25 protein-coding genes and 1 tRNA gene are annotated in these 23,545 nt (G+C 73.3%); 14 read left to right on the plus strand and 12 right to left on the minus strand.

Annotation, left to right across the window (positions count from 1 at the left end):
* Positions 1-87: 87 nt before the first annotated feature.
* Positions 88-654 (minus strand): M23 family metallopeptidase, encoded by a 567-nt coding sequence (locus JJV70_RS13570; protein WP_257573910.1) that lies wholly within the window; start codon positions 652-654, stop codon positions 88-90.
* 386 nt (positions 655-1,040) lie between these two features.
* Between JJV70_RS13570 and JJV70_RS13575 the strand changes: the two genes are divergently transcribed.
* Positions 1,041-1,604 (plus strand): hypothetical protein, encoded by a 564-nt coding sequence (locus JJV70_RS13575; protein ID WP_219048140.1) that lies wholly within the window; start codon positions 1,041-1,043, stop codon positions 1,602-1,604.
* Between the two features lie 239 nt (positions 1,605-1,843).
* Positions 1,844-2,716: a spermidine synthase gene (locus tag JJV70_RS13580; RefSeq protein WP_219048141.1), complete on the plus strand. Its 873-nt coding sequence runs from the start codon at positions 1,844-1,846 to the stop codon at positions 2,714-2,716.
* A gap of 37 nt (positions 2,717-2,753) precedes the next feature.
* Here JJV70_RS13580 and tgmC read toward each other — a convergent pair whose 3' ends face one another.
* The 4 genes from tgmC to JJV70_RS13600 form a co-directional block, all read right to left on the minus strand.
* A complete protein-coding gene (gene tgmC, locus JJV70_RS13585) occupies positions 2,754-3,953 on the minus strand; it encodes an ATP-grasp peptide maturase system methyltransferase (RefSeq protein WP_219048142.1) in 1,200 nt (399 codons plus the stop codon).
* Positions 3,925-4,929, minus strand: coding sequence for an ATP-grasp ribosomal peptide maturase (tgmB, locus tag JJV70_RS13590; protein WP_219048143.1), 1,005 nt, complete (start codon positions 4,927-4,929; stop codon positions 3,925-3,927). Before tgmB ends, tgmC begins: the two co-directional genes overlap by 29 nt.
* A gap of 2 nt (positions 4,930-4,931) precedes the next feature.
* Positions 4,932-5,165 carry a putative ATP-grasp-modified RiPP gene (locus JJV70_RS13595; RefSeq protein ID WP_257573935.1) on the minus strand — a complete coding sequence of 78 codons (234 nt, stop codon included), beginning with the start codon at positions 5,163-5,165 and terminating at the stop codon, positions 4,932-4,934.
* A gap of 103 nt (positions 5,166-5,268) precedes the next feature.
* Positions 5,269-5,766: an ATP-binding protein gene (locus JJV70_RS13600; RefSeq protein WP_308294811.1), complete on the minus strand. Its 498-nt coding sequence runs from the start codon at positions 5,764-5,766 to the stop codon at positions 5,269-5,271.
* A 165-nt stretch (positions 5,767-5,931) separates the two neighbouring features.
* Here JJV70_RS13600 and JJV70_RS13605 point away from each other — a divergent pair, with 165 nt between their 5' ends.
* The 5 genes from JJV70_RS13605 (at position 5,932) to JJV70_RS13625 (ending at position 9,449) form a co-directional block, all read left to right on the plus strand.
* Positions 5,932-6,801, plus strand: a complete 870-nt coding sequence (locus tag JJV70_RS13605) for a helix-turn-helix transcriptional regulator (protein ID WP_219048144.1) — start codon at positions 5,932-5,934, stop codon at positions 6,799-6,801.
* 1 nt (position 6,802) lies between these two features.
* Positions 6,803-7,030 carry a DUF397 domain-containing protein gene (locus tag JJV70_RS13610; RefSeq protein ID WP_219048145.1) on the plus strand — a complete coding sequence of 76 codons (228 nt, stop codon included), beginning with the start codon at positions 6,803-6,805 and terminating at the stop codon, positions 7,028-7,030.
* 69 nt (positions 7,031-7,099) lie between these two features.
* Positions 7,100-7,324: a DUF397 domain-containing protein gene (locus JJV70_RS13615; RefSeq protein WP_219048146.1), complete on the plus strand. Its 225-nt coding sequence runs from the start codon at positions 7,100-7,102 to the stop codon at positions 7,322-7,324.
* Between the two features lie 343 nt (positions 7,325-7,667).
* Positions 7,668-7,862 carry a DUF397 domain-containing protein gene (locus JJV70_RS13620; protein ID WP_219048147.1) on the plus strand — a complete coding sequence of 65 codons (195 nt, stop codon included), beginning with the start codon at positions 7,668-7,670 and terminating at the stop codon, positions 7,860-7,862.
* Positions 7,863-8,153: 291 nt separating this feature from the next.
* A complete protein-coding gene (locus JJV70_RS13625) occupies positions 8,154-9,449 on the plus strand; it encodes an FAD-dependent monooxygenase (RefSeq protein ID WP_219048148.1) in 1,296 nt (431 codons plus the stop codon).
* 222 nt (positions 9,450-9,671) lie between these two features.
* Here the strand turns inward: JJV70_RS13625 and JJV70_RS13630 are convergent, their stop codons facing one another.
* Positions 9,672-11,036 carry a HAMP domain-containing sensor histidine kinase gene (locus tag JJV70_RS13630; protein ID WP_219048149.1) on the minus strand — a complete coding sequence of 455 codons (1,365 nt, stop codon included), beginning with the start codon at positions 11,034-11,036 and terminating at the stop codon, positions 9,672-9,674.
* Positions 11,033-11,737, minus strand: a complete 705-nt coding sequence (locus JJV70_RS13635; protein WP_219048150.1) for a response regulator transcription factor — start codon at positions 11,735-11,737, stop codon at positions 11,033-11,035. The genes JJV70_RS13630 and JJV70_RS13635 overlap by 4 nt, the downstream gene beginning before the upstream one ends.
* Before the next feature lie 49 nt (positions 11,738-11,786).
* Between JJV70_RS13635 and JJV70_RS13640 the strand changes: the two genes are divergently transcribed.
* Positions 11,787-12,374 carry a hypothetical protein gene (locus JJV70_RS13640; RefSeq protein WP_219048151.1) on the plus strand — a complete coding sequence of 196 codons (588 nt, stop codon included), beginning with the start codon at positions 11,787-11,789 and terminating at the stop codon, positions 12,372-12,374.
* Positions 12,375-12,492: 118 nt separating this feature from the next.
* Here the strand turns inward: JJV70_RS13640 and JJV70_RS13645 are convergent, their stop codons facing one another.
* Positions 12,493-12,951, minus strand: a complete 459-nt coding sequence (locus tag JJV70_RS13645; protein ID WP_374227296.1) for a hypothetical protein — start codon at positions 12,949-12,951, stop codon at positions 12,493-12,495.
* Between the two features lie 160 nt (positions 12,952-13,111).
* Between JJV70_RS13645 and JJV70_RS13650 the strand changes: the two genes are divergently transcribed.
* Entirely contained in the window at positions 13,112-14,614 is a 1,503-nt protein-coding gene (locus JJV70_RS13650; protein WP_219048152.1) for a hypothetical protein, read from the plus strand.
* Between the two features lie 22 nt (positions 14,615-14,636).
* Here JJV70_RS13650 and JJV70_RS13655 read toward each other — a convergent pair whose 3' ends face one another.
* A complete protein-coding gene (locus JJV70_RS13655; RefSeq protein ID WP_219048153.1) occupies positions 14,637-15,242 on the minus strand; it encodes a histidine phosphatase family protein in 606 nt (201 codons plus the stop codon).
* Between the two features lie 387 nt (positions 15,243-15,629).
* Between JJV70_RS13655 and JJV70_RS13660 the strand changes: the two genes are divergently transcribed.
* The 3 genes from JJV70_RS13660 (at position 15,630) to JJV70_RS13670 (ending at position 16,859) form a co-directional block, all read left to right on the plus strand.
* On the plus strand, positions 15,630-15,992 hold the full coding sequence (locus JJV70_RS13660) for a hypothetical protein (RefSeq protein ID WP_219048154.1): 363 nt from the start codon (positions 15,630-15,632) through the stop codon (positions 15,990-15,992).
* Between the two features lie 164 nt (positions 15,993-16,156).
* The gene (locus JJV70_RS13665; RefSeq protein WP_257573913.1) at positions 16,157-16,795 is read left to right on the plus strand and encodes a hypothetical protein; all 639 of its coding nucleotides are present in this window, start codon (positions 16,157-16,159) and stop codon (positions 16,793-16,795) included.
* Positions 16,786-16,859, plus strand: a tRNA-Lys gene (locus JJV70_RS13670). The genes JJV70_RS13665 and JJV70_RS13670 overlap by 10 nt, the downstream gene beginning before the upstream one ends.
* Before the next feature lie 142 nt (positions 16,860-17,001).
* Here JJV70_RS13670 and JJV70_RS13675 read toward each other — a convergent pair.
* Entirely contained in the window at positions 17,002-18,276 is a 1,275-nt protein-coding gene (locus JJV70_RS13675) for a M6 family metalloprotease domain-containing protein (protein WP_219048155.1), read from the minus strand.
* A gap of 406 nt (positions 18,277-18,682) precedes the next feature.
* Between JJV70_RS13675 and JJV70_RS13680 the strand changes: the two genes are divergently transcribed.
* Positions 18,683-20,314, plus strand: coding sequence for a putative bifunctional diguanylate cyclase/phosphodiesterase (locus JJV70_RS13680; protein WP_374227302.1), 1,632 nt, complete (start codon positions 18,683-18,685; stop codon positions 20,312-20,314).
* 107 nt (positions 20,315-20,421) lie between these two features.
* Here the strand turns inward: JJV70_RS13680 and JJV70_RS13685 are convergent, their stop codons facing one another.
* Positions 20,422-21,165 carry a decarboxylase gene (locus JJV70_RS13685; protein WP_219048156.1) on the minus strand — a complete coding sequence of 248 codons (744 nt, stop codon included), beginning with the start codon at positions 21,163-21,165 and terminating at the stop codon, positions 20,422-20,424.
* Positions 21,166-21,310: 145 nt separating this feature from the next.
* A complete protein-coding gene (locus JJV70_RS13690) occupies positions 21,311-22,348 on the minus strand; it encodes a decarboxylase (RefSeq protein WP_219048157.1) in 1,038 nt (345 codons plus the stop codon).
* A gap of 224 nt (positions 22,349-22,572) precedes the next feature.
* Between JJV70_RS13690 and JJV70_RS13695 the strand changes: the two genes are divergently transcribed.
* Positions 22,573-23,532 (plus strand): D-2-hydroxyacid dehydrogenase, encoded by a 960-nt coding sequence (locus JJV70_RS13695; RefSeq protein WP_219048158.1) that lies wholly within the window; start codon positions 22,573-22,575, stop codon positions 23,530-23,532.
* Positions 23,533-23,545: the final 13 nt, after the last annotated feature.

Consider the following 23,545-nt stretch of genomic DNA (forward strand, 5'->3'; position numbering starts at 1 on the left):
GGCGCGCGCGGAGGCAGCAGCGCCCGGGGCACGCGGTAGCGCGGGCTGGCCGGACGCGGCGGGAGCTGGCCCCGGCACCGACGCCCGCTACAGCACCGGGACTCCCCGGTCGGCGAGGAACTTCAGCGGGTCGATGTCGGTGCCGTACTCCCGGCTCGTTCGCACCTCGAAGTGCAGGTGCGGACCGCTGACCCGCCCCGTCGCCCCCGAGGCGCCGATCCGGTCACCGCCGGTCACCTTCTGCCCCGCCCTCACCTCGCACGCCGACAGGTGCGCGCACAGCGCGAAGTGCCCGTCGTTCAGCCGGATGACGACAGCCTCGCCATAGTCGCCCTGCTCACCGGCGATATCGACGGTGCCCGTACCCACCGCGTGCACGGCGGTGCCGCTGTCCACGGCGAAGTCCACCCCGGTGTGCCGCCCCGCCAGCCAGTCCCCCGGGATGCCGTACGCCGCCGTGACCCGGGGATTCCCGGCCAGCGGACGCGCGTACGGTGGCCCACCGGCCGGGAACCCGCCCGCCACCGTCCCGCCCAGCGCCAGGTGCCCCACGCCGAGCACCGGCACCGCCCCCAGCACGCCCAGCACGCCACCGCGCAGGACTTTGCGCCGGGACAGCCCCCGACGCCCTTCTCCACCGTGCGCACCACACATCCGGCCGTCCTCCTGTGCACAGACGTCTCTTCAGTGTGAGGACACGACACCCCTGCCCCGCCCGCATCTCCGACACCACCGACCCACCTCCGAACGGCGGAGCAGCCGACCCGGGACGCCGCAGGTCAACGGGACATGTGACGTACACGGTTGATGCCGTTTCGGCTGCCAGGATTCGCACACCCCGTAAAGGTGAACGCCTTAACCCACTCTGACGCCCCGTATTTCTTCCCGGCGGAAGACTCGCCCGCACGTGACTGGTACCCGGGGGCCTCCCCGGGGCGGCACGCGCGGCGACGCTCCCACGGGTGGGGGATTCCCGGGGTACCGGGTGCGTCGCGTGGTGCTATACCGCCGCATCTGTATCCGCACCGACGGAGGAACGCATGCGTCTTCGCACCCTCGCACTCGCCTGCTCGGCCGTGGCCGCGTTCGCGCTGCCCGCCGCCCCGGCCGTCGCGGCCCACCCGATCGACTCCGCCCACGCCAGCGACACCGCCAAGCCCAGCGACACCGCCAAGCCCGCCAGTACCGCCAAGCCGGGCACCCAGCCCGCTGCCAGCACCGCCGTCCAGAGCCAGAACAGCACGGGATGGAGCGCGGAGTTCGGCGGATACCAGCTGACACCGGACGCCAAGGACATCACGCTGCACGCCCACGGCACCTGCACCACCCAGGGCAAGCCCCTGTTCGTCTCGATGGCCGTGCGGCCCACCGCCGGTACCGGTGCCGGTGACGGCGGATTCGCCCGCACCCGGTGCGAGCAGGACGGCACCTGGCGGGCCGCCGTCATGGCGGACGACGCCGAGGAGAAGGGCCTGAAGCCCGGGGCCAAGGTCGCGTACAGCGTGCACGCCTTCGAGCCGGAGACGGGCAACGGCGCCACCACCCAGGGCGAGACGGCGCTCGCCCTGGCGATCCAGCCAGTGACCCCAGCACCCCAGCGATGAGCTGACGCCCCCAGACCACCCGTGGCGCGCCGCGGCTCCGGAACCCCGGAGCGGCGGCGCGCCACAGCTGTCTCCGGCGGCGGGCGGACGTCCGACCAGCGCGGAAAGAGCGCCCGGGGCCGACACAGACCGACGCTGCCATGACCCGCTACATCACTGTCGCGGCTCCCCCGGCCCGTCGCCCCGCCCCGGGAGCGGCCCGCGCACCGGCGCCGCCGGACGCCCGGGATACTGGCCCCATGGGGCGACAGCGGCAGCGGGCACGGGAGCAACGGCGCGCCCGGGAGGCCGTCTCCGAGCCCGTGCACGGCGGCCTCGCCCGGCTGGAACCGGACCCGGAGCGCCCGCGTGGCTGGACGCTGACACTGGACGGCGCGCCCCAGTCCCACGTGGACCTCGACGACCCCACCCACCTCGACTTCGCCTACCAGCGCCGCCTGGGCCACCTGCTGGACGCGGCGGCAGCCCCGGGCCGCCCCCTGCACGTGCTGCACCTGGGCGGCGGCGCGCTGACGCTGGCCCGGTACGTCGCGGCCACCCGCCCGCGTTCGACGCAGCAGGTGATCGAGGTGGACACCGCGCTCACCGCGTTCGTACGCCGCGAGCTGCCGTGGGACCCGGGCTGGCGCATCCGGGTCCGTGGAGCCGACGCGCGCGCCGGGCTGGCCAAGGTGACCGGGAGCTGGGCCGACGTCGTCATCGCCGACGTCTTCAGCGGCGCCCGTACCCCCGCCCACCTGGGCACCACCGATTTCCTGGCCGACGTACGCCGGGTGCTGCGGCCTGACGGGGTGTACGCCGCGAACCTCACCGACGGCGCGCCGCTCACCTACCTGCGCGCCCAGACCGCCACCGCGCTCGCGGTGTTCGGCTCCGCGTGCGTCACCGCCGACCCGGCGCTGTGGCGCGGCAAGCGCTTCGGCAACGCCGTGCTGTGCGCGGCCGACCGCGAGCTGCCCGTCGCGGAACTGACCCGGCGCGCCGCCTCCGACCCGCATCCCGGCCGCCTGCTGCACGGCGAGGCGCTCGCCGCCTTCACCGGCGGCGCCCACCCCGTCACCGACACCACCGGCACCCCCTCCCCAGCCCCGCCCCCGGACGCGTTCACGTAACCCGGGCGGGGCGGACCCCACCGAGCACACCACTACCTCACCCCCGGGGCAGCGCGAGCGCGGGCATCCCCGCATGCCGCACGTGCTGCCCGCCCCCGTCCACCCGCACGGTGAACGCCTCCGGGCCGGGAGCCCCGGCCGCGTCGTAGGCGTCGAGCAGCCCTTCGACGCGTTCCCACAACCGCCCGGCCCCGCCTTCCCGCACCTCCCAGCCCCCAGCACCCGGGGTGAGAGCCGCGACGGAGCCAGTCACCACGTCGATCACGTACACCGTGTCCTCCACCGTGACCAACTGCGCCCCGGGAAGCACACATTGCGCGAGGAAGCGCAGGTGAAACGCCGCTGGAGTGGCGGCGGTCAGCCGGTCCGGGGCGTGCCGGGCAGCCCGTGCGCTCACTGGCAGACGAGCCGCCCAGTGGGCCGGGTTGCCCAGCGCCGGAGCGGCGTGCACCCGCGCGGGCATGAAGGACACCGTGCCGGGCAGCAGCGGTCCTTCCGCCGTACCGTCCGCGCCGACGGTGAGCAACACCCGGGCGTACCCGTGGAGCCAGCCCGACAGGGTGAGCAGGAGCTTGCCGCCCGGCCGGGTCTGCTCCACCAGGGCGGGCGGGACGGCGCGGAAGGAGCAGGCCGCCACCACCCGGTCGAACCGAGCCCCGGGCCAGTACCCGTACAGCCCGTCCGCCACCGCCAGGGTGGGCGCGTATCCGCAGGCGTGCAGGGCGCTCGCCGCCGCATCCAGCCGACGCGGGTCCACCTCGACGCTGGTGACGTTCGCGGAACCGAGCCGTTCGCAGGCGAGTGCCGTCGAATACCCCACCCCGGTGCCGATCTCCAGCACCGTGTGCCGCTCGGCGATCTCGGCGTCAGCCCACATCCGCACCACCAGCGACGGCAGGGTCGAGGAGGACGTGGGGGCGCCGCCGTGGCGGGGGCGAGGGCTGTGCCAGTCGGGTTCGTCACCGTCGAACTGGGTGATCAGCGTGGTGTCGGAGTACGCGGCATCAAGCCACCGCTCACGGTCCAGCCGTGCGGTGACCGGTTCCCACACCGTCAGCCCGCGCTCGTCCCGTTCGGGGGCGGGCAGGTAGAAGGCGGGCACAAACCGGTGCCGGGGCACGGCCTCCACCGCCGCCCGCCAGCCCGGATCGTCCAGTACACCCTGTACGGCGAGCACACCCGCCAACGCCGTACGCCTCCGCGCCGCGTCACCCGCCCGGTACGTGTCCTGGTCCATGGGGCGCTGCCTCCTTCCTGCTCAGAACGTCCGCGAACGCCTCCGCGATCTCACGCGCGTCGGGGAGCCAACCCCACTGGCCGTTCGGATTGCATTCGATGAAGGCCCACGATCCCGGGTCGTCAACGGGACCAGTCAGCGCGAAGTCGAAGCAGCCGAAGACCAGCCCGAACGACAGCAGATAGCGGAACAGGGCCGCCTCGACAGGTACCGAGACGCCGACCGGGGTGTGGACAAGGGCGTCCCAGTCGCCGCGTCTCCAGTCCAGCGGGCTGCCCGGCGCACTCACCTGCTGGGCGAACAACCGGCCGCCCACGACGGTGACCCGGATGTCGGCCTGCTTCGGCACCTCGGCCTGAAAGAGGTGCGCGGTCACCGCGAGGGAGTCGTCGAAGGTGGCGGGATCGACGCGCTGGGTCCAGATAGCCCCCGCCCGACCGTCGTCGGAACGCGGGAGGCCGCGAAACGTCTTGTAGACGACCGGCCCGTATTCTTCGGCGAACCGCCATGCCGCATCAGGGTCGTTGGTGATCAGTGTGGCAGGAACACGCAGTCCCATCTGGCCAGCGGTGTGCAGCTGAGCCGGTTTGAACTCGGCGCGCGCCACCGCATGCGGATGGTTGACGTAGAGTGCTGCGTGCAGGTGATGCAGGACCCCGCTGAGCCCGTGCCGCGCCTCAGCTCCCGCGAAGTCCCGCACCTGCTGGGGCAGCTGTGCGAAGCGGGTGGCGTACGGGGTGGGGCGACGGTGGTAGACCGCCGCCACCTCCCCTAACTCCACCGTCCGGCTCCCGGTGGCCAGGCACCCCGCCCAGACAGCATCACCCTGCCCGACGCGGAAGCCGAAGCGCAGGCCGTCTCCGATCTGGGCCGGGTCGATGCGCACCACGGGCACCCCGCGCTCGTTCAGCGAGGCGATCACCAGATCGGCGGTCACGTCTTCCAGCGCGGTGACGACCAGAACGGTGGAGGCCATCGTCAGTCCGACTCGTAGTCGGTGGTGTGGTCGTCCTGCGTCTGCGGTTGTGGTCCCTGCCCGTCACCGCCGCCGGAGAAGGACGCCGTGCCCGTCGTCCGGGACGTGCCGTGCTGCCCCATCTCAACGACGTGGCCAGCGGTGTCGGTGTACCGGGCGGTCTGCGTGGCCTCGTCCAGCACTACGTCGGCATACGACGGTGGGCTGACCGGCAGCCGGTCGCTGACCCACCGCAACGCCCAAGGCGTCCGAACAGTTGTCTTCACCATGTCCCTGCCCTTCTTCTCGATCACAGCGGGAGCCAGGCGGCTTCCGCCGGTGCGACGCCATGTCAGCGCCTCACGCCTTCTCCCCCGCGTCCTCACCCGCGCGCCGACAGCGGAACCAGACCCACTTCCCGCCGGGCGTGCAGGTATAGCCGAACGCGTCGGTCATCTCGCGCAGCAGCCACAGCCCACGCCCCGACTCGGCGTCCCAGTCCGGCATCGTGACCGCTGGTGCGTCCCGGGACCGGTCGAAGACCCGGACGTAGAGGAGTCCCTGTTCCTCCTCGACCAGCAGACAGCACCGGGGATCGTCCACGTGCCGCACGACGTTGGCCAACAATTCGGACACCCCGAGCCGCGCGAGCGCCACGGCGTCCGCGTCCCCGCCCAGCACCCCGACCGCCTCCCCCACGGCCCGCCGCCACCCCTCCACATCCTGCGCCCGTGCGCGCAAGTCCCATGAGTAGGCGCGTTCTCGTCCCTCAGTGGTTCGCATGGTGAGCGTCACGTACACCTCCAGGAGTTGCCGCACCCAGCCGATGCAGGGCACGGCAGGCAGACGCTCAGTCACATGTGTTATCCGGAGCGTCATTACCAGCCTGCCGGAAGCGGTGACGCTTCGTCAAGCGCGAGATTGGCAACTTGCCAACAATTCGCTGAACCGCCGACGCGGGGCAGCCTCACGGCGGGACATGCCCGGTAGCCTCGAACCCACCGAGAACCAAAGGGGTTGATGATGGCCGTTGTATCCAGCGGTGGACCGCTCGCTGCCCGACGCAGACTGGGCGCTTCTCTGCGGATGTTGCGCGACCGACATGGGTTGACGGCTGAGGAGGTGGGAGGCCACCTCGACTGTCATCTCTCCAAGGTCAGCCGCTTGGAGCTGGGAAAGAGGGCCTGCACGAAGCGTGACTTCGAAGCCTTGATGGACCTGTACGACGTACCGGCCGCGGAGCAGGAGCAGCTTCGCCAGCTCATGATCCGAGGACGACAGCGCGTAGCGCCCTGGTGGCACGCGTACAGCGATGTGATCTCAGTCAGCTATGCCGAGTTCCTGACATACGAGGCCGAGGCAGCCCGATGCTTGGAGTATCAGCCCGTACTCATCCCCGGCCAGCTCCAGACCGAGGGCTATGCCCGCGCCATCACGGCCCCCGGTTTCGCACCGCTGGGTCCGGACCAGGTGGACAGTCTGGTCGAGGTACGGATGAGGCGGCAGGAACGGTTGCGCGAAGACGCCCCCATGCACTTTGAAGCAGTCATCACCGAAGCAGCACTGAGGCTCCAGGTGGGCGGCGTTGATGTGATGCGTACCCAACTACGACGGCTCAGAGAGGCGTCCGCACTACCCAACGTCAGCCTGCGGGTGATCCCCTTCACCGCAGGAGAAAGCGGAGCTTCACCAGGAGCTTTCACTCTGTTCGGCATGGGGAACGAGAGCCAGGCAGACGTTGCGTTGATTGAGTCGGTGGAAGGCACGAACCTCCGTGACGACGCCCTGACCATGCGCCGTCTCAACCGCCTCTTCCGAAACCTTGCGAACGCCGCATTGGGTGGGGCGGCTACCCTTGAGCTGGTGGAAAGCATCGAGAAGGAGCTGATGTGAGATGAACAAGCTGGCAGCGCTGTACACAACTGACCTCACGGGTGCATCTTGGTACAAGAGTTCGTACACCGCCAACAACGGCAACTGTGTTGAGGTGGCCCACGTCCCCGGACTCGCAGGCATCGCGGTCCGTGACTCGAAGAACGTGGACTTCCCTGCCGCTCGGGCGTCCCATGCCGCATGGTCAGCCTTCGTATCGGCTGTCGCCACCGGCGACTTTGCCCGCTGAGGCCACTGCGGCAGGGCGCTCAACGAAGTGACTGCGAAGTCCAAGGCGCACACTGAACAGGAGCCACTGATGGAAAAGCAGGACCTCTACTCGATTGATCCCGCGTCGCTCAGCTGGCAGAAGAGCAGCCTTACCGCCAACAACGGGCAGTGCTTCGAACTGGCCGCACTGCCCGGCGAGGGGGTAGCGGTGCGGGACTCCAAGAATCCGCAGGGGCCTCACCTTTGCTTCACCGCCGAGGAGTGGGTGGCCTTCAAGGGTGGTATGGAGAAGGGCGACTTCGACAGCCTGTGACGAAAGCAGTGCCGTTGCGCGCGCTGATCAACACCACGCGACGTCTCAACGGCAGCGCGGATGCATGAACCAGATGTGCGCATGACCGCTCCCCGCACGGGCGGCCAGGATTGTCATGGCCGCCCGCTGCTGGCACGCTCATATCGACAGCAACGGCGACGAGATGGTCGCTGCGGACGACGCGAGGCCCTGCGTTCTTGTGCGTGGAATCTCATGCCCTGCACAGCACGATGATCACAACGGCAGATTGACGACGCTGCGCGGGCAGTTCACATGCCGCCCTCGAACAGCGAAGCTGGAGCCAAGCGCATCCACCGGGCAAAGAGACGAAGGGGCCGGGAGTATGCAGGCGACGAACGAGTGGTTCAAGAGCAGCTACAGCGCCCAGAACGGCGACTGTCTGGAAGCACGCTATGCCCACCACGGCATCGTGGAACTTCGGGACTCCAAGAACGAGGGTGGCTCCGTCGTGACCCTCAATTCGGCCACCTGGGTTTCGTTCACCACGGCCCTCGGACACGGCACGCTGGGCGCCTGAACCACCTGCCTCAGCCCCAACCGGTGAATCTTCCTCCTTGGGGTGCCGCCACGGGTGCTGCGGCGCGCCGGGGCGCACGCTGCCGGGGCTGACCCGGCGCGCCGCGTCCCACCCGCATCCCGGCAGTCTGTGCACGGCGACCCGCTCGCGGTCTATGGGGTGGGCCAAGCGGGTATCACTCATCGGACCGGCACGGGAGCCCAAGGGATACGAGGCGATGAAATGCGTGGTGGGTTCGGGCGGAGTCAGCGGAAGACAGGTGGGCGCGGGGGCTGGGAGCGGGCGGTGGTGGTGGGGGGAGGAGTTGCCGGGCTGCTCGCGGCGCGGGCGGTGAGCGAGGTCTTCGAGCAGGTCATGCTGATCGAGCAGGACGCCTCGGACGCGGTGGATTTCCGTAAGGGCACGCCGCAGGCCCGTCACCTGCACGTCATGCTGGCGCGCGGCAGTACCGCGCTGGAAGAACTCTTCCCCGGCCTGAACGAAGAGCTGTCCGAACGCGGTGCTCAGGCGTACGACCACGGGGAGATGCACCTGAAGCTGCCCACGGGGTGGGTTCCGCACGGGCCGGTCGGCATTCCCCTGCTGAGTATGAGCCGGTCCGCCCTGGAGTCCGTGCTACGGGAGCGCGTCACCCGCCTGCCGGCCGTCGAGTACGTCACCAGTACGCGGGTGACGGGGCTCCGTACCGATGAGCACGGGCAGGCCGTGACCGGGGTAGCGGTCTCGACCGGGGAGGGGAGCGGCGCGGAGGACTCCGTCCTGGACGCCGACCTCGTCATTGACGCCTCGGGAAGGAACTCGCGGCTCCCGAGGTGGCTGGCGGAACGGGGGCTGCCGCAGCCGCGTACCCACGCCATCGACATCGGCCTGAACTACACCTCGCGGTTCTACGCCGCCGATGCCGCAGACCCCCGGGACTGGGTGGCCAGTGTCCAGCTCAGCTTCGCCCCGCATCTCCCGGCCCGTGGCGGCGGCGCCTTCCGGGTCGAGGGAAACCGCTGGCTGGTCTCCCTCGTCGGAGCCGCCGGGGAGGTGTGTCCCACCGACGAAGCGGGATACCGCCGGTATGCCCAGGGGCTCGACAACCCGCACATGGCCGAAGTCGTGGAAGCCTGCACGCCCCTGACGCCCCTCTACCGCTATCACCACATCACCAGCCGGCGGCGGGACTACCACCGCATGGAGCGGTATCCGCAGCGGCTGATGGTGATCGGGGACGCGGTCTGCTCCTTCAACCCCGTCTACGGCCAGGGGATGACCGTGGCCGCGCTCCAGGCCCAGGAGTTGGCTCGGCTCCTGGGCCGCTACGCGGGCCAGCCGCAGCCGCCAGACCTGGCCCGCCGCTTCCAGCAGGCCGTCGCGCGCAGCGTCCGCCTGCCGTGGTTCATGGCCGCCGCAGCCGACCTCGGCTGGCGCACGGAGCGCTTGCCGGTGCACCTGGCAGCGGGCGGCAAGGGGTTCGGGCACCTGCTCAAGAAGCTCCCCCATGACCCGGTGCTCTACCAGCGCTTCGCCCACGTGTGGCACATGGAGGACAGCCCCCTCGCGCTCGCTCACCCCCGCACCCTGCCCCACCTGTTTCCCTGAGCCGACACGCGGGTACGGCCGCACCGGCTCCGGTGGCGCTGTGCCTCCGCTGGACGCGGACGCCGCCGGACCGGCCTGCGAAGGGGACCGGTAAGCGTCCGCTTCTGGCCCCCTGGGAAAGCGGCTTGGTGCACCGCGCTTCTTGCTTGGCGCCCCGGGTGGCACAGCCCGCTGAGGACGCTGCGGGCGGGGCTGGTGCCGACAGGCGCACCGGGCAGGGGCTTACGCAGCGGCCTTGCGGCGGGGGCGGCGGCGCGCGGCGGGCGAGCGGCGGGCCGGGGTCACCGGGCCGAGCGCCAGCCATACGCGCACCTCCGTGCCGCCGAGCACGGAGTGGCCGATGCGGACGTCGCCGCCGGTGGACTCGGCGAGGCGGCGCACGATGTCGAGGCCGAGCCCGGTGGAGCCGGGGCCGCCGTCGCCGTGGCCCCGGCGCAGGGCGGCGGCCGGGTCGGGGATGCCGGGTCCGGCGTCGGAGACGAGGACGATGACGGCGTCCTCACCGTGGTGCAGGTCCACGGAGAACGCGGTGCCCTGCGGGGTGTGACGGAAGACGTTGCCGAGCATGGCGTCCAGGGCGGCGGCGAGGTCGGCGCGGGCGACGGGGACGCGGACGGGACGGTCGGTTCCGGCGACGCGGGCGCGGCGGTCCTCGTCCTCGGCGAGCGCGGACCAGAACGCCATGCGCTCGCGCACCACCTCCGCCGCGTCACAGCCCGCACTGGCCCCGGCGCCCGGGGACTGGGGTTTCTGCTCGCGCGCGGTGCGGATGATCTGGTCCACCTCGCCTTCGAGCTGGGCGACGGCGGCCCGGGTCTGGTCGGCCGCGTCGCCGCCCCCGAGTGAGGCGGCGTTCAGGCGGAGCACGGTGAGCGGGGTGCGCAGGCGGTGCGAGAGGTCGGCGGCCAGCTCGCGCTCGTTGGCCAGCAGGGCGACCACCTGGTCGGCCATGGAGTTGAACGCGATCGCGGCCGAGCGCAGTTCGGCGGGGCCGTGCTCGGGGACGCGGGTGCCGAGCTTGCCCTCGCCCAGGTCGCGCGCGGCGGCGGCCAGGTGTTCGGCGGGCCGGACCAGCCGGGTGCCGAGGCGGTCGGCGATGGCGACGGAGCCGACGATCAGCGCGAGGCCGACGCCGCCGAGGACGAACCAGGCGGTGGTGACGCCACGGGTGACCTCGGCGTCCGGTACGAAGACCTCGACGACGGCGATCTCGCCGCTGTCCACGGCCGTCGGCTGGAGCAGGACATAGCCGCCCTCGACGCCGACGGTGGTGGCCCGGCCGCCGGTGCGCGCGTCGGCGGGGGCGCGCCGCTCGCCGATCTCCAGCGGCTGGCCGCCGTCCGGGGCGGGGATGTGCACGCTCAGGTGGCCTTGCGCGCCCGCCTGTGTGCTGGCCACGGCACGCTGGAGCTGGGCGCGGTCGGCGGTGATGGCCAGCGCCGGGGCGACGGCGGCGGCCTGCCGCTCGGCGTGCGAGAACGCCCGGTCGCGGGCCATCTCCCGCACCACCAGGCCGAGCGGCACGGCGAAGGCGATGACGACCATGGCGGTGACCGCCAGGCTCACCTTGACCAGGGCCCATCTCACGAGGCGTCCCCGGTGGGGGCCTCCAGCTTGACGCCGACGCCGCGCAGCGTGTGCAGGTAGCGCGGGCTGGCGGCCGTCTCGCCCAGCTTGCGGCGCAGCCAGGACAGGTGGACGTCGATCGTCTGGTCGTCGCCGTAGGACTGCCGCCACACCTCGGCCAGCAGCTCCCGGCGCGCGACGACGACGCCGGGGCGGGCGGCGAGGAAGGCGAGCAGGTCGAACTCGCGCCGGGCGAGGTCCAGTCGCGTCCCGTCCAGCTCGGCCACCCGGCGCAGCGGGTCGATGGCCAGGCCGCCGACGCGCAGTACGTGCGCCTCCGCGCTCGCGGGACCCGCGCCCGCGCCCGCGCGGCGCAGTACGGCGGCGATGCGGGCCGACAGGTGTTCCACGGAGAACGGCTTGACCAGGTAGTCGTCCGCGCCGTCGTGCAGCAGGCGGACGATCTCGGCCTCGTCGTCGCGGGCGGTGGCGATGATCACCGGGGTCTGGGTGAGTCCGCGCAGCATCTTCAGCGCCTCCGCGCCGTCCAGGTCGGGCAGGCCGAGGTCGAGGACGACGACGTCGAAGCCGATCTGGGCGACCTCGCGCAGCGCCTCCAGCGCGGTGCCGACGCTGCGGACGGTGTGCGACGCCTCGCTCAGGTGCCGGATCAGGGCGGAGCGTACGAACGGGTCGTCTTCGACGACAAGGACACGTGCCATGCGCGGAACATACGGCCCCGGCGGGAGGGTCCGCCATTAGGGTGAACGCGTGCGACAAGGATGGGCCCAGGCGGGCGCCTGGCTGCTGGCTACCGGGGCGGCGGTGACGCTGTCCTGGTTCGGCGTGCACACGGTCATCTCCGGCACGGCGTACGACGCGCCGCTGGCGACGCCGATCGCCCACGCGGCGACGCCGGAGGGGAGCTCGCCGGACGGGGACGAGCCGACGGCGTCCAGCACGCGCGACCCGGCGGGCACGCCGTCACCGTCGCGGACGCCGCCAGAGTCGCCGGAAGGCTCCAGCTCGCCGTCCCCGGCCGATCCGGTGGCGCCGGCCGACGGGGGGCGGGAGTCCCCGCCCCCTGCGGGGGACGAGGAGGGCGGGCCGTCCGGCGAGCCGCCCGCCGCGCAGTCCGGGAACGTGCGCGGCTACACCGTGGCCGGTGGCCGCGTGGCGTTCGAACTCGGCGCGGACTCGGCGTCGCTGGTGTCGGCGACGCCGGAGGCGGGGTGGCAGGTGCGGGTGTGGAAGCAGGAGCAGTGGATTCGCGTCACCTTCACCAGCGGTGAGCGGGCCTCGTCGGTGTTCTGCACCTGGCACGACGGGCCGCCCCGGGTGCAGCTCGACGAGCGCTGAGCCTCGCCGCCCCAGCCCCGCCGCTCCGTGCGGCCCGGGCCGGGTGGCCGCCGCTGTGCGCCTGGCCTTCCCGTGCCCCGCCAGCAGGGCCGTCCGTCAGTCACCCGTGGTGGGCCGGTCACAGCCCGTCGGCCGCCTGGAGCAGGCGGCGGGCCTCACCGAGCGCGGCGCGCAGACGCGCGGGTTCCGTCGCCCGCAGGTGCGTACGCTCCGGCGGCACCAGCCAGCGGGCGCCAGCGACGGGGGGCTCGCCGGGGCAGGGGCGCCGCGTCGCGCCGACCCACGTGGGGGCGCAGGCGCTGCCCGGGACGTCCCAGACGTCGGCCGTGCCGGGCGGGACGAGGAAGCCGAGTGTGGCGCCGGAGCCGTCGTACAGCACCGGCCCGACGCCGTCGCGCAGGCGCAGGATGTCCGCTGCCTCCAGGCCCTGCCGGGCGGGGACGGTGACCAGGTCCCAGGCGGGTGCGTGGTCGGTACCGGTGCCCGTCGGCCAGTTGCCCGTCGGCCAGCCCGGTGCCGCCGCCGTGGTTCGAGAGCTGTCGGTGTCCAGCAAGGGAAACCTCCTCCGCTGCGCCATGCGCGTGCCGTTCGTACCGGTTCCAACGGTCCTCGGCGAGTGGGAGGCACGGCGCGGGCGGCGGCAAAGGATGGCACTTCATGGCAGAACACGGAGGGGATATCCGTTTTGTCCCCAAAGCCTGGCTGGCGGCCCGGAACCGCCCGTGTACCTTCCGGGCATGGCGTCGTCACCGTCCACGTCATCGGCTCCCGGGCCGGTTCCGCCACCTGGCGGGGAATTTGGCCCCCGGCCCAACCTGGCCTTCCGGAAACTGCGCGGTCAGCGCTCGCCCGGCGAGTTCGCGGCCGCCGTGCGCCGGGCGGCACGGGAGATCGGCGAACAGGTCTCCTGTGACGCCCGGTACATCGGAAGGGTGGAGTCCGGGGAGATCCGTTGCCCCAACTACGCCTACGAACGCGTGTTCTTGCACATGTTCCCCGGGCGGACGCTCGCGGAGCTGGGCTTCACCGCGCGGACAGCCGTCCGGGGGCGGGCGGCGCGGCGCCGGGGGGCGACGGCGTACGGGCGGGACGCGGCGACCATGGGGCCGGGGGCTCCGTGGCCGCCGGGCCAACCGTCGGCGGAGACCGGGCCCGTGGGGTGCGGCCTGACCGAGACCAACGACAGTGACGAGGAGAGCGACGTGCTGCGTCGCGCGTTCATGACCGGCGGCCCGGCCGCCATGACCGCCTTCCTGAGCGGGCTGGGTCCCGCACCGGCCGACGCCGCGTGGGCGGCGTCCCCGGCCGCGTCCACCCGCGCGGGGGAGACCGAGGCAAGCGCGGTGGAGGCGGCCGTCCGGCACATCCGGGTGCTGGACGACCAGCACGGTGCCGACGCCCTGTACCGGCGCGCCGGTGCGGTGCTGCGGGGCGCCTACCACCTGCTGGACTCCGGCATGCGGCGCCAGACCCTGGCCGACCGGATGCACGCGGGCGCGGGCGAACTGGCCATCTCCGTGGGCTGGCTGGCCCACGACTCGGGCCGCGTCGCCGACGCCCAGTCCCACTACGCCGACGCGCTGGCCACCTCCCGGCTGAGCGACGACGCGGCGCTGGAGGCGCACGCTTTTTGCAACACCGCCTTCCTCGCCCGGGACGCGGGCCGCCCCCGGGAGGCGGTGCGGGCGGCGCAGGCCGGGCAGAGCGCGGCGGCCCGGCTCGGCTCGGCCCGGCTGTCGGCGCTGCTGGCGCTGCGCGAGGCGGGCGGACGCAGCGGGCTGGGCGACCGCGCCGGGTGCGAGGCCGCGCTCGGACGGGCCCAGTCGCTGTTCGCCCGGGGCCCCTCGGACGCCGACCCGGAGTGGATGAGCTTCTTCGGGGAGGCGGAGGTGGCCGGGCTGGAGGCCCAGTGCTGGGCGGCGCTGGGCGAGTTCGGCCGGGCGGCGGCCTGCGCGCGGCGGGCGGTCCAGCTCCAGTCCCCGCACTTCGTGCGCAACACCGCGCTGTTCACCGCCGAACTGGCGGGTGACCTCGCGGCAAGCGGCGCCCCGGACGAGGCGGCGGCGCAGGGCCTGCGCGCGCTGGACCTGATGGCCACGGTGCGCTCGTCCCGCATCCACGGCATGCTGCGCCGCACCGCGCGCCGCCTGCTGCCGCACCAGCGGCAACCGCACGTCGCGGCGTTCCTGCACGCGTGCCCGCCGGAGGGCGGGGAGGCGCCGCCGACCGCCAGCCGGTGACGCGCGCGGTCCTCCTCGCCCGTCAGCCGGTGACGTGCGCGGTGTCGTTCCAGAGGTCGAACGCGGGCATGCCGTACGCCCAGCCGAGGACGGAGAAGCCGCAGGCGTCCAGCCGGAGACGGGCGCCGAACTCCAGGTCCAGTCCGAGCCAGCGGGCGGCCAGGGCGCGCAGGAAGTGGCCGTGCGCGAACACCAGCACGTCCCGCTCCCCGGCGCGGGCCCACGCCACGGTCTCGTCGGCGCGGGCGGTGAGCTGGGCGCGCGTCTCCCCGTCCAGGACGCCGTCGCGCCAGATCAGCCAGTCCGCGCCCGCGCGCTCGCGGATCTGCGGCGTCGTCAGCCCCTCGTAGGCGCCGTAGTCCCACTCCACCAGCGGGTCCCAGGCGCGGGCACGCGGCCCGAACCCGGCCAGCTCGCACGTCTCGGCGGCGCGGGCCAGGGGGCTGGTGCGCACCTCGACGCCGGGCAGGCCGTTCCACGGCGGACGGTGCAGGCGCTCGCCCAGCAGCTTGGCCGTGCGGCGGCCCTCGTCCACCAGCGGAACGTCGGTGCGGCCGGTGTGGCGGCCGAGCCGGGACCACTCGGTCACGCCGTGCCGTACGAGGAGAATGCGCGCCTGTTTCGCCATGCGGTTCATTCTCCCGGCCCCACCCCTTTCCCACGAACCGGGGCGTCCCGCTTTCCCACGAACCGGGGCGTCCCGCACCAGCGGCCCGGCCGGATGCGGACCACGGCCCCGGCAGCGCCGCCACGGCGGGAGAGCCCACGGCGGGGCCGGGCCAGCGGGCATCCGGTTTCGGTGGGGGTGACCTTGGGGCACTGTCAGCGTGAGGTGCCACACTGCGGCGGTGAAGCTACCGGCGCCCCGGCCACGCGGCAGGCGGTGCGCGCGGACCCGGGCGAGCACCGGGTACGGGTCGCGGGCAGGGCCTGCGCCACTTCCGGGCGGCGGGGCAGACAGTTCGTCCGGGTAAGCGGGACAATGGTCGGTGGCCCCACGACAGGGAGGTAGTCCATGTCCGATCCGCGTCCGGCCGCGGATACCCCGGGAGGCGAGCCGCGCTTTAGGCGGCCCGCGTCCCTGACCTTCGAACCCGCCGCGGCGGCGGAGGACACCGAGCACTTCTTCGACCTGGAGTCGATCAGCGACCCCAGGGAGCTGCTGGCGCGCTCGACGGAGCTGGCCACGGCGTTCCAGGCGGCGGCCGACCGGGCGGTGGAGTACCAGGCGATGGCGGCGGCGCAGCTGGCCGACCCGCGCCGGTTCGACCGGCTCCCGGACGCGGCGATCGCCGACCGGGCGGCGTGGACGGAGGACTACGCGCGGCGCATGGTCGCCTTCGGGCGGCACCTGATCGAGGGGCGGGTCGAGGAGTAGCGCGGGGGCCTTCCGGCGGCCTTTCCCCGGGACCCCGGGACCCCGGGACGTCCGCGCCGTCGCGGCATATGCGAGGGGCAGACCATAGCGGAGGTTGCCGGGCGGTGTCCCCGTTTTCGGTGAGTTGCGTGACCACTCCACCACGCGGGGTACACCTAGTGGTCATGAGCAGCGATTTCACCGGCACGGTGTGGCAGGCCCTCGACGACGACCTCGCCCGGGAGGTCAGCACCGGCGCGGCCTGGCTGGCGTCGGCGAGCCCGTTCCCGCGCAGCGTGCACGCACTGTGGTCCGCGCGGCCCGGGCAGGCGCAGCCGCTGCCGTGCGGCACGGTGTTCGACGCGGTGAGCGTGCCCGCCCTGTTCGGGCGCCGCATGCTGGCGCGGCTGCTGCGGCTGGACGCCGTGGGGCGGCCCGGCAGCGGTCCCGTGGCCGCGGACCGGGGCCGTCTGCTGTTCTTCGCCGCGCCCGGCACCGCCGGGCGGCTGCCCGTGCTGCTGCGCTGGGAGGAGTGGCAGCACGCCGGGCCGGGCGGGGCCGTACCGGCGCTGCTGGCCTACGGCACCGGCGACGTCGTGCCGGTCCCGGCGCCGCCGCGCCCGGGGCTGCCGCTGGACCGGGGGGCGCGCTGGCTGGTGGGGCCGGACGCGTGCGGGGGCTGGCTGCCGGGCGCGGAACAGCTGCTGTGGGCGGCCGTGCGGGCCGTCCGCGCTGGTCACGGGGGTGGGAAGGGGCGTGGGCTACCGATTTCCGCTCCCGCTCGTCCGGGTGCTAAGGTCTATGACGTCACCAGGCGCCGCTAGCTCAGTTGGTTAGAGCAGCTGACTCTTAATCAGCGGGTCCGGGGTTCGAGTCCCTGGCGGCGTACCGACAGCCGGAGGCCCCTCGCACAGCGAGGGGCCTCCGCGCGTGTGCGGCCGGGCGGGTTTCCGGCCGCGCCGGGTGCCGCGTAGCCCGGTCCACGTCGCGCGCCCGCCCCCGTGCCCACCTCCCGGTGCCGCACCCGGGCTCACCCCCGGCGGGTGATCCGGACCGTCCACTCCCCGGACGGCGCGCGGTCCAGCGCGGTGACGCGGACGGCGCCGTCGTCCACCGAGAGCGTCTCCCCCGCCCGCAGCGGCGCGTCCGCGAGCGGCGGGTGGACGGAGCTGCTGTGGCAGGCGGAGGTGTCCGGGTGGCCGTCAAGCACCTCGACCGGCCCGTCCGCCGAGGGGGTGTCGTTGTGCACCCGGTAGACGAGCACGCCGCCCCGGCACAGCCCGGCGTCGTTGCCGATCGGCTCGCGCACCTCGACGGCGACGACCTCCGCACGGCCGGTGCGCACCACGGCGAGCCGCTTCCCGGCGGCTGGCCCGCCGCCGGGCGCGCGGCCGAGCGGCTGGAGCGTGTGCAGGGTGGTGCCGGGGGCGTCCACGCAGTCCACGTGCGCGGCGTCCAGCCAGCCCAGCTTCCACTTGTGCCAGCCGAAGGGGTCGGGGGCCAGGCCGAACTGGCTGCCCATGAGGTCCCAGTCACCGACGTGGGTGTCCCAGTCGCCCTTGCCGTCGTGCGGGCGGTGGTAGAGGTCGGGCAGGTCGAAGACGTGGCCGGTTTCGTGGGCGAGCACGTTGCGGTCGGCCGGGTAGCGCTCGAAGACGGTGACGATGCGGCGCAGTTCGGTGCCGTCGAGCACGACGGGCTCGGCGAAGTTGACCACCTTGGTGGCGTCGGAGTCCACGCCGGGCGCGTCGGGGTCGGCGACGAAGTAGACGACGTCGTAGTCCGCGAAGTCCACCCGCGGGTCGGCGGCGGCGAGGGCGTCGCGCACGAAGGCCGCGCGTCCTTCGGCTCCCCAGTCGCGCGCTATGGCGTAGGCGGAGGAGGGCTGGGGCATGGCCGTCCAGCGCGGCTCGGTGTGCAGGCGCAGGTCGAGTTGTCCGTAGGAGGCGCGGTCGAAGAACTCGGCGGTGGCGGGGAAGTGGTCGGCGACGAGTCGCGCGGGGTGGGTGCGGGGGCGGGCGTCGGGAAACGACAGGAACAGCATGACGGCATCGACGGTCCGCTCGGGGCGTACGTAGGCGTCGTTCCAGGTGTCGAGGCCGAGCGAGTGGTGGGCGTCGGTGCGCTGGAGGGCACACGGTGGCGCACCGGGGTCGTCGCCAGGCCCGGCGATGGACGAGGTGCCCACGACTGCGGTCAGCGCGGCGCAGGCCGACGCGGCACGGCGCAGCCTGCGGCGTCGCGGCGCGCGAGGCGGTATCCGGTGTGGCCGGTGCACGGGGAGCGCGGGGCGGTCGAAGCGCACGGGGGACCTCCGAGGGCGAGCCAGGACGGAACACGGATTCCCTCGTCCACTTTGTTCTGATACCTGGCGATTCGTCCTGCTGGGCTAGGCCGAGCGAGATCGGCCCCGAGCTTCACCTTGTGTAGTCATTCTGGCCGCCCCCCAGGCGCCCCCGTTTGTCGTACTGGCGTGCGCAGGCGTCCCCACAGCGGGTGTCACCCCCGTGGACGATGCTGGCCCGGCCCTACCAAAACCCCCTATGATCGGCTGACTTTCCAGTGACGAACCCCTCCGGGAGCGATCGGTGAACGCAAGCCTGGGCGCGGCGGGCGGCAGCTCGCCTGCCGCCGGAGCAGCAGCTCACCCGATCACGGACCGTTACACCGACCCCTGTTTTCGCGCCGTCTTCAACAGCGCCCGCCACCCCATGGCCGTCATCGGCCCCACGGGCCGGGTGCTCGCGGCGAACCCGGCATTCGGCCGGCTCCTGGACACCCCCGCCGAGGAACTGACCGGGCTGCCGGTCGGTGAGCTGGTACCGCTCGGGCTGGACGAGCACACCCGCGCCGCCTGTGCCGCCGTGCTGCGCGGCGACTGCGCGCAGGTCACCCGCACGCGGCGGCTCAAGCACCCGGACGGGCGCCCGCTGTGGGCCGAGGTCACCCTCGTCCCGGCCGGGGCGCCCGGAGCCCCGGCCCTGCTGTCGGTCACCGACATCAGCGAGCACCGCGACCTGCGCGAGGGGCTGCGCTACCTCCAATGCCACGACCCGCTCACCCGGCTGCCCAACCGGGCCCTGTTCTTCCAGCGGCTGGCCGCCGCGCTCGCCGACAGCGCCACCGGTCGCGTCGGCCTGTGCTACCTGGACCTGGACGGGTTCACGGCCGTCAACGACACGCTCGGCCACCGGGCCGGGGACGAACTGCTCGCGCTGGTCGCGCAGCGGCTGGTGCACGTGACCGCCGGGCAGCGCGACGGCGGCCTGCTGGTGGCCCGGCTCGGCGGCGACGAGTTCGCCCTCCTGGTGGCGGGCTCCACCGGCACCCAGCAGCTCACCGACCTCGCTGACGCCGTGCTCGCCGGGCTGGCTGCCCGGCCCTTCGAGCTGGCCGGGCAGCGCCACACCGTCTCGGCCAGCGTCGGCGTGATCGAACGGCCCACCGCCGGGACGAGCGCGACGGAGCTGATGCGGGACGCGGGCACCACGCTGTACTGGGCGAAGTCCGACGGCAAGGGCCGCTGGACGCTGTACGACGCCGAGCGCAGCGCCCGCCGGATGAGGCGCCAGGCGCTGTCGAGCGCGCTGCTCCCGGCGGTCGAACGCGGCGAGTTCGCGCTGGAGTTCCAGCCGATCGTCGGCCTGGCGGACGGGACGCTGCGCGGCGTCGAGGCCCTGGTGCGCTGGCAGCATCCCCGCCTGGGCACCCTGGCGCCCGGCGACTTCATCTCACTCGCCGAGGAGACCGGCGCGATCGTGCCCCTGGGCCGGTGGGCGCTTGCTGAATCGTGCCGCCAGGCCCGGCGCTGGCAGCTGGAGCACTCCGGCGTGCCGCCGTACGTCTCGGTGAACGTGGCGGTGCGCCAGGTGTGGGACTCCGACCTGGTGGCGGACGTGGCGGCCGTCCTGCGGGAGACGGGCCTGCCGCCGGGCCTGCTGCAACTGGAGCTGACCGAGTCCGCGGGGGTCTGCCCGGCGGGCCGCCCGCTGCGGGCGCTGCACGCGCTGTCGGAGATGGGCGTGCGCATCGCGATCGACGACTTCGGCACCGGCTACTCCAACCTCGCCTACCTCAGCCGCCTCCCGGTGCGCGCCCTCAAGCTCGACGGCGCCCTGGTGCGCGGTTTCCACCCGGGCGCGGGCTGCGGCGCGGACGAGGCGATCGTCGCCACCCTGGTGGACCTGGCGCACAGGCTGGGCCTGACGGTCACCGCCGAGTGCGTCGAGGAACCGGCGCAGGCCGAGCGGCTGCGGCTGATCGGCTGCGACACGGGTCAGGGCTGGCACTACTCCAAGCCCGTCGCCGCCGACCGCATCTCCGCCCTGCTGGCCCGCTCCTGACCCGCGCGCGCCGCTGCCCGCCGGGACCCGGGCGCGCCACTGCCCCGGATGCCCGGCCCCGGCCGGGCGTCCGGCGGCCGGGCATCCGGCGGTCGGGCATCCGGCCGTCAGCTGAACAGCGCGCCCAGTCGCGGGGCGGTGACGGTGACGTCGAGCAGCCGCAGGCCCTCCCACAGGGTGGCCTGGTTGGCGGTGAGGACGGGCTTGCCGAGCGCCGCTTCCAGCTCGCCGACGTGGTCGGCGGTGTGCAGGGCGGTGTCCGGCAGCAGCACGGCCCCGGCGTCCGGATGATCGCCCGCCCCAGCCATGGCAAGGACCTCCGCACGGCCCCAGGTGCCGACCTCGGCGGCGGTGATGATGCCGCTGCCGCGCAGCGAGACGACCTCGATCCCGGCCGCCTTGAGGAACGCCGCGAAGTGCTCGGCGACGTCGGTGGGGTAGGTGGCGGCGATGGCCACCCGGGACACACCCAGCGCGCGGACGGCGTGCACGAAGGCGAAGGAGGTGCTGGAGGCTGGCCGCCCGGCGACCGTGGCCAGCTCGCGCACCTGGTCGTGCGCGCCCTCCCAGCCGAAGACGAAGCTGGCGGAGGTGCACGCCCACACCACGGCCTGCGCGCCGCGTCCGGCCAGGGCGGCCATGCCCTCGGCCAGCCGGTGCGCGGAGCCCATCTCCAGCAGGGCGTCTACCCGGTGGGCGTCCTCCCCGATGTCGGTGTGGACGAGCGGCAGGCGTACGTCGGCGCCCGCCTCGCGCACCAGGGCCTCCAGCCGTGGATAGTCGTCCTGGGCCGAGTAGCCGGGGTAGAGGAACCCGACGGCGCGGCCGTCCCCGGGCGCGGCGTGCTGCATGGGCAACTCCGTTTCGATAGGGCGGGGTGGGGTCATCAGGGCGGGGCTGGGTCAACGGGGCCGGGCCGGTGGTGCGGCTCAGCGGGTGGTCAGCGGGGCTGGTTCACCGGTCTGAGGCCACCCGGTCCGGCTTCTCGGTCTGAGGTCACCGGGGTGGTGGGTCGTCCGGGGGCAGTGGGTCCGCGAGCGGGTCGCACAGTTCGGCGTCGGCGCCGGGCAGGGCGGAACCCGCGAGCGCCACCTCGGGCGCGGCGTCCACCGGTGGCTCCGGCGGCGGGACAGCGGGACCGGCGCCCGGGTCGCAGCCCCGGCCCGCGCCCGGGTCAGCGCCGCCCGGGCCGTCGGCTCCGGCGGCCGGGCCGGTGGCAGGGCCGGTGACCGGACCGGTGACCGGGCCGGTGGCGGGCTCCGCGTCGGCCGGCGCCAGCGCCGCCGGACCGGAGCGGGGCACCGGCTCCAGCAGCGCCTGGTACGGGCCGACGGCCTGCTTGCCGATGCGGCGCAGCGCCGCCCACACCGTCACCTGGTTGGCCGAGAGCACCGGGATGCCCAGCTCGGTCTCCAGCCTCGGGATGGCGTCGTAGGTGGGCAGGTTGGTGCAGCTGATGAACAGCGCCTCCGGCGCGCCGACAGCCGTGGCGTCCCGGGCCATGCCGGTGACGTCGCGGTAGGGGACGCGCCAGATCTCGCGGGTGAGGCCCAGGTAGCCGCGCCCGGTGACCTCGATCCCGGCCTCGCCGAGGAAGTCCTCCAGTGCGTCGGTGACCGACTTGGTGTAGGGCGTGACGAGCGCGACGCTGTGGGCGCCGAGCTCGCGCAGGGCGTCCAGCAGCGCGCCGGAGGTGGTGAGCGCGGGCATCTCGCCCGCGTGCCGCATGGCGGCACTCATCGCCAGCTCGCCCGCCTGGCCGCCCACGAAGGAGCCGGAGGTGCAGGCGTAGGCGACGACCTCCGGGGAGACGGCGGACAGCGCCCGCACCGCCGCGCGCAGCGTCTCGTGCTCGCTGACCAGCCGGGCGAGGTCAAGGCTCACCTCGACGGGGACGAAGGGCGTGCGGGTGAGGTGCAGCGACACATCGTCGGGGACCCAGCGCCACAGCTCGCGGTCGAGCGCGAAGTCAAAAGGTGCCACGATCCCCACACCGCGCTGCGGCTCGGGACCGCCGAGAAACGAGACATCCATTGCGAGCCCCTCAACGAAGCAGGGATGGCCTAGGGCCGCATCACAGGAAAGAAGGGGAGGGAGAAAAAAACTAAGCCAGGCAGAAGCCGTCAGACGCCGGAGCAGATGCCTTCATTGACGAAGGTAGTTTCCCCTCCCTACCGTGGTCAATCCTCCGCCTGTTCCTCTTACTCCGCCCGGGGTTTGAGTAAAACCCCACCCTGTTTCGAAAGGGTTTCCCCCGCATGTCACAGCCCCGTGTTCTGGTTCTCGACGACGAGCCGCTGCCCGACCTGAGGCGGCTTACCGGGCGGGCCGAAGTCCTCCACACCGACGAGGCGGGGCTGGCCGCGCGGCTGCCGGAGGCCGACGTGCTGCTGGTGTGGAACTTCCTCTCCGACGCGGTGCGCGCGGCCTGGCCGGGAGAGGGGCACCGGCCCCGCTGGGTGCACACCGCCAGCGCCGGAGTGGACCGGCTGCTGCCGGAGCTGGCCGACTCGGACGCGGTGATCACCAACGCGCGCGGCGTGTTCGATCAGCCGATCGCCGAATACGTCGCCGGTCTGGTGGTGGCCATGGCCAAAGACTTTGCTGGAACATGGGAATTGCAGCGCTCGCGCGAGTGGCGGCACCGGGAGACCATGCGGGTCGGCGGAACCCAGGCCGTGGTGGTGGGTTCGGGTCCCATCGGGCGGGCTATCGGACGCACCCTCAAGGCACTGGGTGTCATGGTGGAAGTCATCGGGCGGAGAGAAAAACCGGACGACGAATTCGGCCGGGTGCACGCGGCCGAGGCGCTGGGCGAGCTGCTGCCGTCCGCCGACTGGGTGGTGTGCGCGGCGCCGCTCACCCCGGCGACGGACGGTCTGTTCGACGCGCGCGCCTTCGCCCGGATGAGGCCCGGGGCGTGCTTCGTCAACATCGGCCGTGGCGCCCACGTCGTGACCGCCGACCTCGCGGACGCGCTGCGCGCCGGGCGGCTGCGGGCGGCGGCACTGGACGTGTTCGAGGAGGAGCCGCTGCCACCCGGCAGCGAGCTGTGGGAGGTGCCGGGCCTGTGGATCTCCCCGCACATGAGTGGCGACACCCTCGGCTGGCGGAAGGACCTGTCCGAGCAGTTCTGCGACAACTTCGACCGGTGGGCGGCGGGCAGGCCGCTGCTCAACGTCGTGGACAAGCAGCTGGGCTACGTCCCGGCACACTGAGGGAGGAACCGCG

The organism is Streptomyces sp. JJ66, assembly GCF_019303495.1.
Lineage (GTDB): Bacteria > Actinomycetota > Actinomycetes > Streptomycetales > Streptomycetaceae > Streptomyces.